Below are 15,848 nucleotides of genomic sequence, written 5' to 3' on the forward strand. Positions count from 1 at the left end.
AGCGCCCCCAGTGAAAGTGAGCTGGGCCACAGCTCGGCGCGATTAGCCCCTCGCCGAAGGCAAGGGTGTCGGGCGGTCAGGCCGACGCCTCTTCGTCCTGCTTCGCCAGCCATTCCTCCAGCCACTTGATCGTATAGTCGCCGTGGATCACGTCGGGGGCCGAAAGCAGTGCCTGGTGCAGCGGGATGTTGGTCTTGACCCCGCTGACAACCATTTCCTCGAGCGCGCGGCGCATGCGCATCATGCAGCTTTCGCGGGTGCGGCCATAGACGATCAGCTTGCCGATCATGCTGTCGTAATAGGGCGGGATCGAATAGCCGGCGTAAAGCCCGCTATCGACGCGGACGTGCATGCCGCCCGCCGGGTGGTACTGGGTGACCTTGCCGGGCGAGGGCATGAAGGTACGCGGATCCTCGGCGTTGATGCGGCATTCCATCGCATGGCCGCGAAATTCCAGATCCTCCTGCTTGACCGACAGCCCGCGGCCATCGGCGATGCGGATCTGTTCGCGGACGAGGTCGAAGCCGGTGATCATTTCGGTCACCGGATGCTCGACCTGGATGCGGGTGTTCATCTCGATGAAGAAGAATTCGCCATTTTCCCACAGGAACTCGATCGTGCCGGCGCCGCGATAATGCATCTTGGCCATCGCGTCGGCGCAGATCTTGCCCATGCGCGCGCGTTCCTCGGCCGAGATGACGGGCGAGGGGGCTTCTTCGAGCACCTTCTGGTGGCGGCGCTGCAGCGAGCAGTCACGCTCGCCGAGGTGGATCGCATTGCCCTGGCCGTCGCCGAAGACTTGAAATTCGATATGGCGCGGATCGCCCAGATATTTTTCCATATAGACCGTGGGGTCGCCAAACGCCGCCGCGGCTTCGGATGAGGCCTGACCCATCAGACTCTCAAGGCTGTCCTCGTCGGGCACGACCTTCATGCCGCGCCCGCCGCCGCCCGAAGCGGCCTTGATCAGCACCGGATAGCCGATCGCCGCGGCGAGCTTCTTCGTCTCGTCGCCAAAGGTCACGGCGCCGGGCGACCCCGGAACGACGGGCATGCCGAGCGCGACCGCGGTGCGCTTCGCCTCGACCTTGTCGCCCATGGTGCGGATATGTTCGGGCTTCGGCCCGACGAAGACGAGGTTATGCGCCTCGATGATCTCGGCGAAACGCGCGTTTTCCGACAGAAAGCCGTAGCCGGGATGGATTGCGTCGGCGCCCGTAACCTCGGCGGCCGAGATGATCGCGGGGATATTGAGATAGCTGTCCTTCGCGGCCGGCGGGCCGATGCACACGGCTTGGTCCGCAAGGCGGACGTGCATCGCGTCGGCGTCGGCGGTCGAATGGACCGCGACGGTCTTGATGCCCATCTCGTGGCACGCGCGGTGGATGCGCAGCGCGATTTCGCCGCGGTTGGCGATCAGCAGCTTTTCGATCGTCATGCGATTGCTCAGCCGATGGTGAACAGCGGCTGGTCGAACTCGACCGGCTGGCTGTTCTCGACATGCACGGCCTTCAGCGTGCCCGACGCGGGCGCGACGATCGGGTTCATGACCTTCATCGCCTCGATGATCAAAATGGTATCGCCGGCCTTTACTGCCGAGCCGATGGCCGCGAAGTTCGGCGCGCTCGGTTCGGGGGCGAGATAGACGGTGCCGACCATCGGCGACTTCACCGCGTCGGCGAAGCTGTCGACGGCGGGTGCGGCCGGCGCGGCGATGGCCGCAGGGGCCGAAGCGGCGGCGGGCGCGGCGACCGGGGCGGGCGCATAGGCGACCGGCGCGGCGGCGGTCAGCGTGCGCGCGACGCGGATCTTGCGTTCGCCGTCCTCGACCTCGATTTCGGACAGGCCGGTATCGTCGAGCAGTTCCGCGAGCGCGCGGACGAAGGCCGGATCGATGTTGATGCCATTGTCTTTATGGTCACCCATGATGATTTTCCTGCTTGTTGCGGCGCCTTTCATGACGTGAAGACGCGCGGACCCCTGTTTTCGATGCCGCCTCTTGTCAGAGAGACGCGGCGGCGTCCAGCGCCAGCGTATAGCTGGCCGCGCCGTGCCCGGCAAAATGCAGCGCCGCCGCCATGCCTACATAGCTGATATGGCGAAAGGATTCGCGTTTCATCGGGTCCGACAAATGAACCTCGATCACCGGCACCTTGATCGACTTGATCGCGTCGTGGATCGCGATCGAGGTGTGGGTATAGCCGCCCGCGTTGAGCAGCACCGCCTTTGCGCCCGCGACATAGGCCTCATGCAGCCAGTCGATCAGCGTGCCCTCGTGGTTCGTCTGCCGGCATTCGAGGCGGATGCCGAGGCCGTCGGCCTGCGCCTCCAGCCGCGCATGGATGTCGTTCAGCGTGTCATGGCCATAGATTTCGGGCTCGCGCGTGCCGAGCAGGTTGAGATTGGGGCCGCTGAGGACATAGACGGTGGGCTTGTCGGTCAATGCACGGTCTTTCGGTTGCGGCGAAATGCGCTCCCCCTATATGGGCTGCTCGGCAAAAGGCAAAGCGAGGCGGAAACTCCCTTGATTTCGATCATTCTCAACGGCGATCCGCGGCAGGTGCGCGAGGGCAGCATCGCCGATCTCGTCGCGTCGCTGGGGCTCGACGTGAAGAAGGTCGCGGTCGAGCGCAACCGCGAGATCGTCCCGCGCTCGACGCTTGCCGACGTCGCGCTCGCCGAGGGCGACGCGCTGGAAATCGTTCATTTCGTGGGAGGTGGTTGAGTTGTCAGCAGATCAATGGAGTGTCGCCGGACGGACTTTCACCTCGCGCCTGATTGTCGGCACCGGCAAATATAAGGATTTCGAGCAGAACGCCGCCGCGGTCGAAGCCTCCGGGGCGGAGATCGTCACCGTCGCGGTGCGGCGCGTCAATGTGTCCGACCCGACCGCGCCGATGCTGACCGACTATATCGACCCGAAGAAGATCACCTATTTGCCCAACACGGCGGGCTGCTTCAACGCCGACGACGCGATCCGCACGCTGCGGCTGGCGCGCGAGGCGGGCGGCTGGGATCTGGTGAAGCTCGAGGTGCTCGGCGAGGCGAAGACGCTTTATCCGAACATGCGCGAGACGCTCGAGGCGACCGAGGTGCTGGCCAAAGAGGGCTTCCTGCCGATGGTCTATTGCGTCGACGATCCGATCGCCGCGAAGCAGCTCGAGGACGCCGGCGCGGTGGCGATCATGCCGCTCGGCGCGCCGATCGGGTCGGGGCTGGGCATCCAGAACCGCGTCACGATCCGCCTGATCGTCGAGGGGGCGTCGGTGCCGGTGCTCGTCGACGCCGGGGTCGGCACCGCGAGCGATGCCGCCGTGGCGATGGAACTCGGCTGCGACGGCGTGCTGATGAACACCGCGATCGCCGAGGCGAAGGACCCGATTCGTATGGCGCGCGCGATGAAGCTCGCGGTCGAGGCGGGGCGCGACGCCTATCTGGCTGGGCGCATGGGGCTGCGCAAATATGCCGACCCGTCGAGCCCCCTGGCGGGGCTGATCTGACGGGGCTGTCGTCGGCCGGGCGCGCCGCTATGGTTGCGGCATGTCCGATCCCCTTCCACTGATCCGGCGCCTGTGGGGCCTCGCCGAACGGCATCCGACGATCGGCAGCCTGCTGGATCGCTGGCACGCGATCGACCTGCCCGACGCCCGATTGTCGGGAAGCCTGATCGCACAAGCGCACTGGAACGAAGTGTTCGGGTTCGGCCCCCATCACGGGATCGACGATCTCGACATCGTCTATTTCGATGCCGGCGACCTGTCGCACGAAAGCGAGCTGGCCGCCGAACGCCGGATCGCCGCGCAGTTCGCCGATCTGCCGGTTCGCGTCGACGTGAAGAACCAGGCCCGGGTCCACCTCTGGTATCAGGCCAAGTTCGGCTATGCGATCGGGCCCTATCGCTCGATCGCGGGTGCCATCGCCACTTTTCCGACCACGTCTTCGGCGGTCGGACTGCGCGGCGGCGATGGCCGCGACATCATCGCGCCCTTCGGCCTTGCCGACCTGCTCCATCCGCGCGTTCGCGCCAATGCCGTGCAGATCACCGAGGCCTATTTCGAGAAGAAGGCGGCGCGGTGGCGCCGCTTCTGGCCCGACCTCGAAATCCTCCCCTGGGCCGAAGCTAGGGCACCCGCCTGACCGGCGGCGGCGCCCAGCTTCCGTCGGTCGCGCGGCGCTGCGGCAGATAGAGGCGCAGGTTCATCGTGAAGGCGCCCGTCGGGGCGGGCAGCCAGTTGGTTTCCTTGCCGGCGCCGGGCGAGGCGTTCTGGATATAGAGGTCGAGCGAGCCATCGGCGTTGAAGGCCAGCTTGTCGCGGTCGCCGATCGCGAAACGATCGATCGGGTTGGCGACGAAGAACTGGTCCTCGCCATATAGGGTCAGCGACCAGAAGGCGTCGGCGGGCGGGATCTGGTCCTTTTCGAAATGCAGCACATAGTTGGACGCGCCGGTGAGCGGCTTGCCGTCGTCGCCGAGCACCGCCATCGGATAGACGGCTTCCTCGGGCGGCAACGCGCCGAGCCCCGCGAAGCCGATGAAGGCGCGCGCGAGATAGTCATTGCCATAGACGCCGACGGTGCTGCCGATTGCGCCCCAGCTGCCGCGGACCGGCAGCGCCTTGCGGCGGGTGACGATGCGCTGCCAGGCATCGGCGGCGGCGCGCGTCATCCCGCGCTGGATGGCGGGATCGGCCTTCGACAGGTCGAAACCCTGGCCGGGAACGATGCCGAGGCGCTCCATGCGGAGCACCACCGAATAGTCGCTTGCGTGCGGCGGATTGCGTTTCATCAGTTCGGCAAAGGTGGCGAAAAAGGCCTGCGGGGCGAGCGCCGCGACCTGCTGTACCGGCGGCGTCCGCATGTCGATCGAGGCGTCGGCGGCGGGCGTGGCGGCGGCGGTTTCGGGCTTGCCCCAGCGCGACAGCGGGGTCGCCTTGAGACCGGCCTGCAGGCCATGGACATGCTCGTAATCGGCCGCGCCATTGGTCTGGATGCGACCGATGATCCAGCCCATGTCGGTCGGACTGCGAACGAGGCGCATGCCCTTTGGCAGCACCCCCTGCCAATGCGGGCCGACGATCGCCGCGGTGCCGCCGCCGTTGCCCGTCGTGCGCGTGCCGAGCGTCGCGAAGACGTCGGTCCACATGTCCATCAGCGGGATGACATGATAGCGGCCCTGTGTGTTCGGCAGCGTCAGGACGAGCGGCTCTTTCCCGACGTCGAACCACATCGACGAATAGAGCGTGTCGGCATTGGGGCGCACGACATCCTTGAAGCTCGCGTCGGGATAGGTCTTCATATTCGCGAAATGGTTGACCGGCGCGCGGAGACGGCCGGGCGATCCGGCGTTGGTCGACACGCGGCGCGTCGTTTCCATGAGCACGAGCGGATAGGCATAGGTATAGGCCTCGATGCCAATCGCATAAGCCTCCTCTTCGCTGACCGGCTGCGCGGCCGCGGGGCCGGACAGGAAGGCAGCGAGCATCGCCAACAGGGCAAGCAGTTTCTTCATTACAGGCATCTCCCGAACCGATATTTCCCGCGCCCTTAGCGCCGCGCCCGCGTCGCGTCTGTCAACGTGCCGACAATCTCTTGGGAATTTGAGTGCGCGCGCCTAAGCTTTGCGGGGAGGGGCCGATGGCAGCAAAGCCGTATTCATGGTCGCAAGCCGAGCGCATCGCGGTGCTGCGGCGTTGTCCGCTGTTCGCGCCCTGGCCCGAAGCGCGGCTCGCCGAGCTCGCGGCGATCGCGCGCGCCGAATATTATCCGCGCGGCACCGAAATCTATGCGCAGGACCCCGAAAAGCGCGAAGCCTTCGTCATCGCGTCGGGCGAGGTCGAGATCAGCCGCGGTTCGGCGGCGGGCAAGAAATTCGTCCTCGGCATCAACGGTCCGCCGGAGATTTTGGCGATCGTCCGGCTGCTCGCGGCGCCGCCGATCCATTACAACTATCGCGCCTATGCGGACAGCGTGCTGCTACACCTGCCCATCGACCCGCTGGCGGCGATCCTCGACGCCGAACCGATTTTGTGGCGCGATGTCGCGCTGCTGATGTGCGCGCGGCACGGCGACAGCCTGCGCCTGCTCGACGCGCAGAACCTCGGCTCGCTCGACCAGCGGATGGCGGCGACGCTCGCCGACCTCGCGCGCATTCACGGCATATCGGGGGCGAATGGTATCGATCTGGGCCTGCGGTTGCCGCAGGAACAACTCGGCGCGATGCTCGGGGTGACGCGGCAGAGCGTCAACAAGCTGCTGCGCGGGTTCGAGACGGCGGGACTGATCGTCGCCGATTACAACCGCATCACGATTTGCGACCCCGCCGCGCTCGATGCGATCGCCGCGCGTCCCTGAAGGCGGCCGTCTTAATCCATGTTAAAAATGACTTTGCGATGAACGGTTTAACCCGTTTTACGGAACGTCGGCGGGGGCTGAGGGTTGATGCTGCAAGAGGCCGATCGCCTCCCACCCCAGTCAAAGGAGACTCCCCATGGGCGAACTGACAGACAAGGCAAAAGGCATCGCCAACGAGGCCGCCGGCAACGTCAAGCAGGCCGTCGGCAAGGCGACCGACAACGAGCGACTGCGCGCCGAAGGCGTAGCGCAGGAGCGCAAGGGCGAGGCCCAGAACCTCAAGGGTTCGGTCAAGGGCGCGCTCGGCGACAAGGTCTGACGCAAAACCTGGTTGCGTCACGCTAGGAAAAGGCCCCGGAGCGATCCGGGGCCTTTTTCATTGTCCGCGCCGGATTTGGCTCAGCGGCCGCCCGACGCCACCAGATCGACGTCGGTCATCCCGCCGTCGGTGCGTGCCATCACGACATAGGCGAGCTCGCCCTTGGTGCCGCCGAGCATATGTTCGCTGCCGTTGACGCGGTGGTCGCTGGTATAGCCGGCGTTGACGGCCATCGTGTGATAATAGTCGAGCACCGCCTGCAGCGACGCCGCGGTCTGGAAATTGACGACGCGGATGTTGCACTTGCCTCCCGCGATGCCCGCGGCTTCGCGCAGCGTCGCGCGCGGATAGACTTTGAACGCGGCGGGCAGGCGATCGGCCCACTGGTTGTTATAGGTCAGCTTGGCGTCGCAGCTGCCCTTGGCCTGGTCGCGCGCCATCGCGCCGATGGTCACTGGCCGCTTCGTGTCGCAACCGTCGCAGGCTTCCATTGGCAGCGCCTTGGGCGCGGCGAGCAGCTTGCCCGCCTTCAACGCCGCGGCGGCTTCGGCGACCGTCGCGGCCTTGGCGCCGGCAACCGCGGGCACGCCGCCGTCGACCGGCTTGTTGCCCGGCGTCACCGCATTCTGGTTCGCCTGACCCGTCAGCTTGGGGTCGACCATGATCTTGTCTTCGAGCGAGCCCTTGATCGCCGGATCGGCGTTGGTCAGCCCGTCGTCGAGCGGCGACAGTTCGGCCTTGGCATCGGGATTGTCCCGGCACCCGGCGAGCGGGGCCGCTGCCATCAGCAGGCCGGCGACCAGCCATTTTCCGCGCAAGATCATCGCTAACACTCCCTTAATATCCGTCAGGGAATGCCCGATGTTGGTTAAGAAGGCGCGAATAAAGAGTGTTAACGGGTAACGCTTTGTTAGCCGAAAACTGTCTCGCCCTGAGACGGATTCGCGGTGCAGCGGATCAGACGCGAGGTTTCGACCGCCGCCTGGCGATGTTTCACCGCCTCGCGATACACCGGGTCGGTGACCATTTCGAGGAAGGCGCCGCTGTTCGGATATTCGGCGACGAAGATCGCATCCCAGTGCTCGCCGTCGGGGCCGATCAGCATCGTCTCCATCGCGGCGCGCCAGACGATGCGGCCCCCGACGCGCTGGAACACCGGCCCGCTGTCGGCGCCATAGTTGCGATAGGCCTCGGCGCCGGTGAGTGGCTGCCCCGCCAGCGGATGGCCCTCGACATAGGTCGCGACATCCTTGAAGCGGACGAGGTTGAGCATGTGGATGACGGTATCGCGTGGCAGGGCCTTGAACGCCTCGAACTGCGCGCGTTCGGGGTCGATTTGGCGGTCGCTCATGCGCCCAGCGCCTTGCGGTTCGCGCGCCAGTTGTCGGCGCTCTGTTTCCACGCGTCGACCGGTGCGTCCTGGAAGGGTGCTGGCAGGCGCGTCGGACCGCTGTTGACCGCGCCGAGCCGTTTGGCGAGCGCCTGCGACCGGATGTTGGCGGGGTCGATGCAATGCATCAGTTCGTCCCACTTCAGAAACTCGACCGCGAAATCGCACGCCGCGACGGCCGCCTCGAAGGCAAAGCCGGTGCCGGCGAATTTGGCGCGGACGCCATAGGCGATCTCGGGCGCCGGCCATTCGGCGGGCTCCCACGGCCCGATCCGCCCGACCCATTCGCCGCTCGCGCGCTCGATCACCGAGAACATCGAAAAGCCGCGGATGTGCCAGGCGCCCGCGAGGGTGCACCACAGGCGCCAGGCCTGCGCCGGCGGACAGGCGCCGCCGATGAACTGCATCGTCTCGGCATCGGCGCACATTTCGGCGAAGGCGTCGAAATCCTCGGCGGCGGGCGGGCGCAGGATCAGCCGCTCGGTGACGAGCAATGGGCCGTTGAGCATGATGGTCCTCCCCTTGAAATCAGACGGTGCTTCTGCGGCATGGCGGCGGGGAGGGCAAGGGAAAGGGAGGATGGGGAGGTCGCGAGGGCCTATGCGGGTGTCGGCTTTGGGGTGGAGAGAGGACGTTTTTTAAACCGTCGCCCCCGCGAAGGCGGGGGCCGCTAACGGCCTATTTCCGAATCGCTGCGTAAACCGACAGCGGCCCCCGCTTTCGCGGGGGCGACGTCTTGTTTCGGTCGAAACCTTCCATCCCCAAAAGTCGAGGGCGCCGGTCTTTCGACCGACGCCCTCTCCATCACGTATGCAGGCGGAGGGGTCTCGGACCCGCACCCGTAACGGTTAGTCTATCGCTTAGCGGCAGCGATATTTGTCGCGGTCGATCTCGCGTCCGAGCAGCGCGCCACCGGCGGCGCCGAGCACGGTGCCGAGCAGCTTGTCGCCGTTGCCGGCGATTTCATGGCCGGCGAGACCGCCGACGGCGCCGCCGATCAGCAGGCCGGTCGTGCCATTGTCCTTCTTGCAGCGATAACGACCGTCATTGTCGCGCCAGATGCGGGTGTTCGAATTGACGCGCTGGTCGCGCGCATAATAGCGGCCTCGCTTCTTTTTCTTGTAGAAGCCGGTGTCCTGATCGGCCTTGTACAGGCCGTGGCCCTGCGCGGGTGCGGCGGTCGAGATGCCCGCATAGGCGGGCGCGGCGGCGGCAACGCTGGCCGCGGCGAAGGCGCCGAGCAGGCCCTTGGTGAAATTGCGCATGGTAAGTCCTTTCCTGGTTTGGCGTCCCGGTCCCGCGAGGGGCCGGTCGCTACGAAAAGGAGAACGGCCCGAAGCCGATCTGCGTTGCATTAACTCAAAGCAACAAGACGAACCGAGTGCTGGGAGCGACGAACCGAAAGGGCCTTGCGGGGCGCCGTGCGGCATGCGACATGGGTTTCATGCTCAATATCGGTTCGCTCATCATCGGCGTCATCGCGCTCATTCTCGCGGTTTTCGCCTTCATTCCGTTCCTCGGCTGGGCGAATTGGGTGATCATTCCCTTCGCCGTCGTCGGCCTCGCGCTCGGCGCGATGTCGGACCGGACGAGCGGGCGGAACCTGAACATCGTCGTGATCGTCATCGGCGTCATCCGCCTGATGCTCGGCGGCGGCATCATCTGATCGACCCGCCGGAACGCGTGAGATCATGAACCAGCCAGCGGCCCCCGCGGGGAGCGAGCAGGGCGGCTTGCCCTATGCGCTCGGCGCCTATGCGATCTGGGGCTTCGTCCCGCTGTTCTTCAAGCTGCTGACCAGCGTGCCGCCGGTCGAGGTGCTGGCGCAGCGGATCGTCTGGTCGCTGCCCTTGTGCTTTGTCATCATGGCGTTCCGCCGCCAGATCGGCGACTATCTGGCGGGGCTGAAGGACTGGCGCACGCTGCGCATGCTGCTCGCCAGTTCGGTGCTGATCGCGGTGAACTGGCTCGTCTATATCTTCGCGGTGTTCACCGATCATGTGCTGGCCGCAAGCCTCGGCTATTATCTCAACCCGCTGGTCAACGTCGTACTGGGGATGGTCTTCCTTGGCGAACGATTGAGCCGGTTGCAGGCGCTCGCGGTGGCGATCGCGGGGATCGGCGTCGCGATCCTGCTCGCGGGCGCGCTCGACACCCTGTGGATCAGCCTGACGCTGGCGCTGAGCTTTGGCACCTACGGCCTTATCCGCAAGACCGCACCGGTCGGATCGCTGCCGGGGCTCGCGATCGAGACGACCTTGCTGTTGCCGATCTCGCTGGCCGCCGCGGCCTATTATGTCTGGATCGGCGACGGGCGCGGCTTCGGCACGGATTTCCACATCAGCTGGTTGCTCGCGGCGGGCGGCGTGGTGACCGCGGTGCCGCTGCTGCTCTTTGCGACCGCGGCGCGGAAGATGAGCTATGCGGCGCTCGGCTTCGTCCAGTATCTGGCGCCCAGCCTGACGTTCCTGCTCAGTCTGTTTGTCTTCGATGAACCGCTCAAGCCCGCGCAACTCGCCTGCTTCGTGCTGATCTGGACGAGCATCGCGGTGTTCAGCTTCGACATGTGGCGCAAGATGCGCGCCGAGCGGATGATGCCCGCCGCCTAGACGATCCGCCAGCCGAGCGTTTCGCCGGCATGGAACGGCACCACCTCGCCGCAGCGATCGGGCACCACCGTCTCGCCGCGTTCGAGCGTGATCGTGCCGCCGTTGAGCGGCAGGCCATAGAAATTCGGGCCATGTTCGCTGGCGAAACCCTCGAACTTGTCGAGCGCATCTTCCTCGTCGAACACGGTGATATAGGATTCGAGCGCGAAGGGCGCGTTGAAGATGCCCGCGCAGCCGCAGGCCGCTTCCTTCGTATGCACGGCGTGCGGCGCGCTGTCGGTGCCGAGGAAGAATTTGGGCGAGCCCGAGACCGCCGCCGCGCGCACCGCGAGACGGTGCGCCTCGCGCTTGGCGACGGGCAGGCAGTAAGCGTGCGGACGGATGCCGCCGACGAGCATCGCGTTGCGATTGATGTGCAGATGCTGCGGGGTGATCGTCGCCGCGACATTGGCGGGCGCGGCCTGCACAAAATCGACGGCTTCCGACGTGGTGATATGTTCGAACACGATCTTCAGCGTCGGCAGGTCGCGGACGAGACCTTTGAGCGTGCGCTCGATGAACACCGCTTCGCGGTCGAAGATGTCGACATCATGGTCGGTCACCTCGCCGTGGATCAGCAGCGGCATGCCGATCTCGGCCATGCGTTCGAGCACTGGCATGATTTTCGCAATGTCGGTCACCCCGTGCGCGCTGCCGGTGGTCGCATTGGCGGGATAGAGCTTTGCGGCGGTGAAGACGCCTGTCGCATGGCCGCGCGCCATCTGGTCGGGGTCGCTCGCATCGGTCAGATAGGCGACGATCAGCGGGGTGAAATCGAGACCCGCCGGAACCGCGGCGCGGATGCGGTCGCGATAGGCGGCGCCTTCCTCGGCGGTGGTCACCGGCGGTGACAGGTTCGGCATGATGATCGCGCGCGCGAATTGCGCCGCGGTATATTTCGCCACATGATCCAGCATCGCGCCGTCGCGCAGGTGGACGTGCCAGTCGTCGGGGCGGCGGATGGTCAGGCGATCGGTCATGCGAAAGGCTCCGGCGGCATTTGGGCACTTGGTTTATGCGCGAGTGTCCCTAGATTAAGCCCATGGCCAATACCACCCTTCACGACCGCGCCCTGATCCGTCTTTCGGGGGAGGATGTGCGGGGTTTTTTGCAGGGCCTCGTTACCAACGACACGGCGGGAAACCTGCCGGTGTGGGCGGCGCTGCTCACCGCACAGGGCAAGGCCTTGTTCGATTTCCTGATCTGGGGCGACGAGGACGATGTCCTGATCGACTGCGAACGCGACGCGGCGCCCGATCTGGCGAAACGCCTGACGCTGTACCGCCTGCGCCGGGCGATCACCATCGCCCCGGAACCGGGGTTGTCCGTGCATTGGGCGCCCATGGGCGATCTCGGCGTCGTCGATCCGCGCCTGTCCGACCTCGGCCAGCGCTGGCTCGCCCCCGCCGATGAGGGTGAGGGGGCCGACGCCGCATGGCGCGCGCACCGGCTGGCGCTCGGGGTCACCGAGGGCCGCGCCGAACTCGGCGACGGCACGACGCTGTGGCTCGAATGCAATGCGGCCGAACTATATGGCGTCAGCTTCACCAAGGGCTGTTATGTCGGGCAGGAAAATACCGCGCGCATGAACTGGCGGCAAAAGGTCAACCGACGGCTCGTCGTGGTCCCGATCGCCGCAGCCGACGAAAAGCGGCAGGTCATCGCCTATCCCGACCTGGGCCTGTCGGTCGAGCATCGGCGGGTCGAGAGCATCGATCCCGCCGGTGCGCCGGGGTGGATGCGCGAGGGCCTGACCGCCGGTTCATGACCGGTGCAGCCAGAGGGGCGCAGGAGAGGGTGATGCGAAATCTTTTGTCGGCAGCGATGATCATGGGCGCCGCGGCGCTCGCGTCCCCCGCCACCGCGGCGGAGCCCGAATGCACCCCCGAGACCGCGCGCGCCGTGACGCCCGACGATATCATCGCCCAACGCGTCGACGGCCAGTGCGTGACGGTCGGCGGCATCGCATGGCGGCGTAGCCTCTATCCCGACGTCGCGGCCATCTATGCCGAGCGGCGGGGGGTGCCGGTGAAGCGCATCGCGCTCAGCACGCGCCGGCCCGATCCGAAGGCGCCGATCGAAGTCTCTCCCGACATGACGGTTGGCGAATTCGCGCTCCAGTCCGAACAATGGACGGGATTCGAGGCGGTGCCGCGCCGCGTCACCGTCACCGGCAAGGCGGGGCGTTGCCGCGGCGGCGCAATGCGCGGCGGCGAGCCCGACCAGCTCATCGGCTATCGTTCGTTTTCGGGCTGCAGTTCGTCGGGCGGCGGGATGTCGCTGGTCGGGGTGGCGGCCGAAGTCACGGCCTTTCCCGTCACCCGCCTGACCCCCGCCGACGCGACGCCTGATCTGATCGGCCTGTCGCCGCTCGCACCCGAATCGGTGTGGACCCCGCGCTTCGCGGCGGCCGCCGACGCGGTGTTCGCCGCGCTCGCCTCGGGCAAGCCCGAGCGCTGGAAACCGCTGTTCGGCGGGCCATGGCTGGCCAGCGCCGACCATCAGCGCATCGCAGCGCTGCTGAACGACAAAAGGGCGCCGTTCCGCGCCGTCCTGCGATCAGAACGGCCGAGCCGCGCGATTTTCGGCTGGCATTTCTATGGCCCGCCCTCGGCGGCCGACCGCCTTGCCAGCGAGGCGCAGGAGAACGCCGAGGCGCTGGCCTGCTGGTCGGATCGCGCCGACGCGGCGCGGTTGTGGCCGATCGCGGCCTTCGATGCGGACAATGCACCCGGCCGGCCCTATGCCTGTGTTCGCATCACCTATTCGATGGGCAATGGGAAACGGAGCTGGCGCGCCTATGTCGAGGAACCGGGGTCGGGGCTTCCCGAGCCGAAGCGCTGATCGCCGCTTAACCTTTCGCCAACCATCCTCTGCGACGATGGCGCCATGTTGGGGCGTTTTCTTGGATTGGCCGCGGTGATCGCGGCGGTTTCGGTCGGCGTGGCGGGCGTCGCCGGCCGGTCGGCGACCTCCGAAGATGCCGCGGCTTCCGCCGATCGCGGCGGCGACGACAATCCCAACTGGACGACGCAAAAGGGCAAGCGCGGCTTGTCTTCGACCTCTTCGGCGGCTTCGGCGCCGGGGGGCGAGGTCAGGCTCGGCCGTGCCGAGGATTCGCATTTCTACGCCGATGCCAATATCGATGGCACCAACATCCGCATGATGGTCGACAGCGGTGCTTCGGTCGTCGCGCTTACGCGCCGCGATGCCGAAGCGATCGGGATCAATGTCGACGACCTGCCGATCGCCGGGACGGCGCGCACTGCGGGCGGCGAGGTGCCGATGCGCCGCCTGATCCTCGACAGCGTCGACGTCGACGGCATCGAGGTGCGCCGCGTCGAGGCCGCGGTGATCGACGCAGACATGGGCATCTCGCTGCTCGGCCAAAGCTATTTGTCGAAGCTCGACGCGGTCAATGTCGAAGGCGACACGATGACCCTGCGCTGATCGGGCGCCGGTTGATTCCTTCGCATGCAGTGACTAAAGGGCAGCGCGAGGCCACGTCCTCGACCGCCAATGGCGGGCACAGTCCGGGACGGCCCGGCAGTTCCTTTGGGAGACTGTCATGGCCTGGATTTACCTCATCATCGCTGGCGCGCTCGAAATCGTCTGGGCGTTTTCAATGAAGCAGTCGGCGGGCTTTACGAAGCTCGTCCCGTCGATCGTCACGATCGTGACGATGATCGCGAGCTTCGCGCTGCTTTCGTTGTCGATGAAATCGCTTCCGCTCGGCACCGCCTATACGATCTGGACCGGCATCGGCGCGGTCGGGGCCTTTGCGGTCGGCATACTCGTCCTCGGCGAGCAGGTGAGCGCGATGCGCATGCTTGCCGCGGTGCTGATCGTCAGCGGCCTTGTGCTGATGAAGATTTCGTCGCCGGCCTGATCGGGCGCCCGCCGGGCGCGATCCCGGCCCCGTCGAGCGAGGCCACGTCCTCCGCTGCCTTCCGCAGTTTCAGGTCCGGGACGGCCCGGCGCGAACATGCAGGAACATCATGCCCTCAAGTCCCGCCGCTGGCGCGCCGCTTTCGGTCGGCCTCGATCTTGCCGAATATCTGCCCATCCTGATCTTTCTGGGTGTGGCGCTCACCCTCTCGCTGCTCTTCGTCTTCCTGCCGATGGCGGTGTCGCGTCTGACCGGGACGCATGAGCCCGATGCCGGGAAGCTCAGCGAATATGAGTGCGGTTTTCCGGCGTTCGAGTCGCCTCGGAAACCGTTCGACGTGCGCTTCTATCTCGTCGCCATCCTCTTCATCATTTTCGATCTGGAAGCGGCCTTTCTGTGGCCGTGGGCGGCCGTCGTGCTCGACCTCGGCTGGGAGGCGTGGATCGCGATGATGGTCTTCCTGTCGATCCTGACGATCGGCTTCGTTTATGAATGGAAAAAGGGCGCGCTCGACTGGGACTAAGGGCCGCGGACTTGCCAAATCGGCGCACTTTGCCCACATCGCACAGCATGAACGCTCCCAATCCGCCGCTGCGCGCCGCTATTGTCCCCGTCACCGCCTTTCAGCAGAATTGCACCCTGCTGTGGTGTACCGAGACCAACAAGGGTGCCTTTGTCGATCCGGGCGGCGATCTCGACAAATTGCGCGAGGCGGTGCGCCAGACCGGGGTCGAGGTCGAGAAGATCCTCGTCACCCACGGCCATATGGACCATTGCGGGCAGGCGGGGGTGCTGGCGAAGGAACTCGGCGTGCCGATCGAAGGGCCGCACGAGGACGACCGTTTCTGGATCGAGGGACTCGCCACCGCCGGCGAGCGTTTCGGCATGGAGGGCGAAGTGTTCGAACCCGACCGCTGGCTGGTCGATGGCGACACGGTGACCGTCGGCAATCTGACGATCGACGTCATTCACTGCCCCGGGCACACGCCCGGCCATGTCGTTTTCTACCACGGCCCCTCGAAGCTCGCGATCGTCGGCGACGTCTTGTTCCAGGGTTCGATCGGCCGCACCGATTTCCCGCGCGGCAATCACCAGCAATTGCTCGATTCGATCACCCAGAAACTGTGGCCGCTCGGCGGCGACACGACCTTCCTGCCCGGACATGGTGCGCATAGCAATTTCGCCGCCGAGCGGCGGACGAATCCCTATGTCAGCGACATGGCGATGGGCACCGCCTGACCGCTCCCGCCC

At 66.1% G+C, this 15,848-nt stretch carries 22 protein-coding genes; 13 read left to right on the forward strand and 9 right to left on the reverse strand.

Annotated elements, in window-relative coordinates; all coding sequences use genetic code 11:
- Window positions 1–76: 76 nt before the first annotated feature.
- The 3 genes from accC to AC07U1_RS12375 all read right to left on the reverse strand — a co-directional run bounded on the left by accC (window position 77) and on the right by AC07U1_RS12375 (window position 2,443).
- Complete coding sequence (gene accC, locus AC07U1_RS12365) at window positions 77–1,438, reverse strand: acetyl-CoA carboxylase biotin carboxylase subunit (protein ID WP_495176308.1); 1,362 nt, start codon at window positions 1,436–1,438, stop codon at window positions 77–79.
- 8 nt (window positions 1,439–1,446) lie between these two features.
- Window positions 1,447–1,926 carry an acetyl-CoA carboxylase biotin carboxyl carrier protein gene (gene accB / locus AC07U1_RS12370; RefSeq protein WP_056348293.1) on the reverse strand — a complete coding sequence of 160 codons (480 nt, stop codon included), beginning with the start codon at window positions 1,924–1,926 and terminating at the stop codon, window positions 1,447–1,449.
- A gap of 76 nt (window positions 1,927–2,002) precedes the next feature.
- On the reverse strand, window positions 2,003–2,443 hold the full coding sequence (locus AC07U1_RS12375; protein WP_187138889.1) for a type II 3-dehydroquinate dehydratase: 441 nt from the start codon (window positions 2,441–2,443) through the stop codon (window positions 2,003–2,005).
- Window positions 2,444–2,524: 81 nt separating this feature from the next.
- Here AC07U1_RS12375 and thiS point away from each other — a divergent pair, with 81 nt between their 5' ends.
- Genes thiS through AC07U1_RS12390 form a run of 3 tightly spaced genes read left to right on the forward strand, consistent with a single transcriptional unit; the run spans window position 2,525 to window position 4,137 of the window.
- The gene (thiS, locus tag AC07U1_RS12380) at window positions 2,525–2,725 is read left to right on the forward strand and encodes a sulfur carrier protein ThiS (protein WP_056348288.1); all 201 of its coding nucleotides are present in this window, start codon (window positions 2,525–2,527) and stop codon (window positions 2,723–2,725) included.
- Window positions 2,718–3,500, forward strand: a complete 783-nt coding sequence (locus AC07U1_RS12385) for a bifunctional sulfur carrier protein/thiazole synthase protein (RefSeq protein WP_495176307.1) — start codon at window positions 2,718–2,720, stop codon at window positions 3,498–3,500. The genes thiS and AC07U1_RS12385 overlap by 8 nt, the downstream gene beginning before the upstream one ends.
- 40 nt (window positions 3,501–3,540) lie before the next feature.
- The gene (locus AC07U1_RS12390) at window positions 3,541–4,137 is read left to right on the forward strand and encodes a nucleotidyltransferase family protein (RefSeq protein WP_187138887.1); all 597 of its coding nucleotides are present in this window, start codon (window positions 3,541–3,543) and stop codon (window positions 4,135–4,137) included.
- Here AC07U1_RS12390 and AC07U1_RS12395 read toward each other — a convergent pair.
- Window positions 4,121–5,509, reverse strand: coding sequence for a DUF1254 domain-containing protein (locus tag AC07U1_RS12395; RefSeq protein WP_495176306.1), 1,389 nt, complete (start codon window positions 5,507–5,509; stop codon window positions 4,121–4,123). The two genes, AC07U1_RS12390 and AC07U1_RS12395, sit on opposite strands and share 17 nt — an antisense overlap.
- Before the next feature lie 125 nt (window positions 5,510–5,634).
- Here AC07U1_RS12395 and AC07U1_RS12400 point away from each other — a divergent pair, with 125 nt between their 5' ends.
- Window positions 5,635–6,351 carry a Crp/Fnr family transcriptional regulator gene (locus AC07U1_RS12400; protein WP_495176305.1) on the forward strand — a complete coding sequence of 239 codons (717 nt, stop codon included), beginning with the start codon at window positions 5,635–5,637 and terminating at the stop codon, window positions 6,349–6,351.
- A 136-nt stretch (window positions 6,352–6,487) separates the two neighbouring features.
- Complete coding sequence (locus AC07U1_RS12405) at window positions 6,488–6,670, forward strand: CsbD family protein (RefSeq protein ID WP_056348273.1); 183 nt, start codon at window positions 6,488–6,490, stop codon at window positions 6,668–6,670.
- 80 nt (window positions 6,671–6,750) lie between these two features.
- On the opposite strand, the gene AC07U1_RS12410 is transcribed toward AC07U1_RS12405, so the two are convergent.
- From AC07U1_RS12410 to AC07U1_RS12425, 4 genes are all read right to left on the reverse strand, one after another.
- The gene (locus AC07U1_RS12410; RefSeq protein ID WP_187138883.1) at window positions 6,751–7,494 is read right to left on the reverse strand and encodes a hypothetical protein; all 744 of its coding nucleotides are present in this window, start codon (window positions 7,492–7,494) and stop codon (window positions 6,751–6,753) included.
- A gap of 86 nt (window positions 7,495–7,580) precedes the next feature.
- A complete protein-coding gene (locus AC07U1_RS12415; protein ID WP_495176304.1) occupies window positions 7,581–8,021 on the reverse strand; it encodes a DUF1330 domain-containing protein in 441 nt (146 codons plus the stop codon).
- On the reverse strand, window positions 8,018–8,569 hold the full coding sequence (locus AC07U1_RS12420; RefSeq protein WP_492739030.1) for a GNAT family N-acetyltransferase: 552 nt from the start codon (window positions 8,567–8,569) through the stop codon (window positions 8,018–8,020). The genes AC07U1_RS12415 and AC07U1_RS12420 overlap by 4 nt, the downstream gene beginning before the upstream one ends.
- Before the next feature lie 351 nt (window positions 8,570–8,920).
- A complete protein-coding gene (locus AC07U1_RS12425) occupies window positions 8,921–9,325 on the reverse strand; it encodes a glycine zipper 2TM domain-containing protein (protein ID WP_056348255.1) in 405 nt (134 codons plus the stop codon).
- A gap of 170 nt (window positions 9,326–9,495) precedes the next feature.
- Between AC07U1_RS12425 and AC07U1_RS12430 the strand changes: the two genes are divergently transcribed.
- Window positions 9,496–9,726, forward strand: a complete 231-nt coding sequence (locus tag AC07U1_RS12430) for a hypothetical protein (RefSeq protein ID WP_443028040.1) — start codon at window positions 9,496–9,498, stop codon at window positions 9,724–9,726.
- Window positions 9,727–9,751: 25 nt separating this feature from the next.
- A complete protein-coding gene (rarD, locus tag AC07U1_RS12435; protein WP_495176303.1) occupies window positions 9,752–10,669 on the forward strand; it encodes an EamA family transporter RarD in 918 nt (305 codons plus the stop codon).
- Here the strand turns inward: rarD and pyrC are convergent.
- Window positions 10,666–11,688, reverse strand: coding sequence for a dihydroorotase (gene pyrC, locus AC07U1_RS12440; protein ID WP_495176302.1), 1,023 nt, complete (start codon window positions 11,686–11,688; stop codon window positions 10,666–10,668). The genes rarD and pyrC overlap by 4 nt on opposite strands.
- Before the next feature lie 62 nt (window positions 11,689–11,750).
- On the opposite strand from pyrC, the gene ygfZ reads away from it, so the two are divergent.
- The 6 genes from ygfZ to AC07U1_RS12470 all read left to right on the forward strand — a co-directional run bounded on the left by ygfZ (window position 11,751) and on the right by AC07U1_RS12470 (window position 15,836).
- Window positions 11,751–12,476 (forward strand): CAF17-like 4Fe-4S cluster assembly/insertion protein YgfZ, encoded by a 726-nt coding sequence (gene ygfZ / locus AC07U1_RS12445; RefSeq protein ID WP_187138877.1) that lies wholly within the window; start codon window positions 11,751–11,753, stop codon window positions 12,474–12,476.
- A 32-nt stretch (window positions 12,477–12,508) separates the two neighbouring features.
- Window positions 12,509–13,552, forward strand: a complete 1,044-nt coding sequence (locus AC07U1_RS12450; RefSeq protein WP_495176301.1) for a hypothetical protein — start codon at window positions 12,509–12,511, stop codon at window positions 13,550–13,552.
- 45 nt (window positions 13,553–13,597) lie between these two features.
- The gene (locus tag AC07U1_RS12455; protein ID WP_495176300.1) at window positions 13,598–14,158 is read left to right on the forward strand and encodes a retropepsin-like aspartic protease family protein; all 561 of its coding nucleotides are present in this window, start codon (window positions 13,598–13,600) and stop codon (window positions 14,156–14,158) included.
- 118 nt (window positions 14,159–14,276) lie between these two features.
- Window positions 14,277–14,597: a DMT family transporter gene (locus tag AC07U1_RS12460; RefSeq protein ID WP_495176299.1), complete on the forward strand. Its 321-nt coding sequence runs from the start codon at window positions 14,277–14,279 to the stop codon at window positions 14,595–14,597.
- Window positions 14,598–14,706: 109 nt separating this feature from the next.
- Window positions 14,707–15,120: an NADH-quinone oxidoreductase subunit A gene (gene ndhC, locus AC07U1_RS12465; RefSeq protein WP_495176298.1), complete on the forward strand. Its 414-nt coding sequence runs from the start codon at window positions 14,707–14,709 to the stop codon at window positions 15,118–15,120.
- A gap of 47 nt (window positions 15,121–15,167) precedes the next feature.
- A complete protein-coding gene (locus AC07U1_RS12470) occupies window positions 15,168–15,836 on the forward strand; it encodes an MBL fold metallo-hydrolase (protein WP_056348234.1) in 669 nt (222 codons plus the stop codon).
- Window positions 15,837–15,848 lie beyond the last annotated feature (12 nt).

Source organism: Sphingopyxis sp. GW821-FHT02C12 (assembly GCF_059421785.1).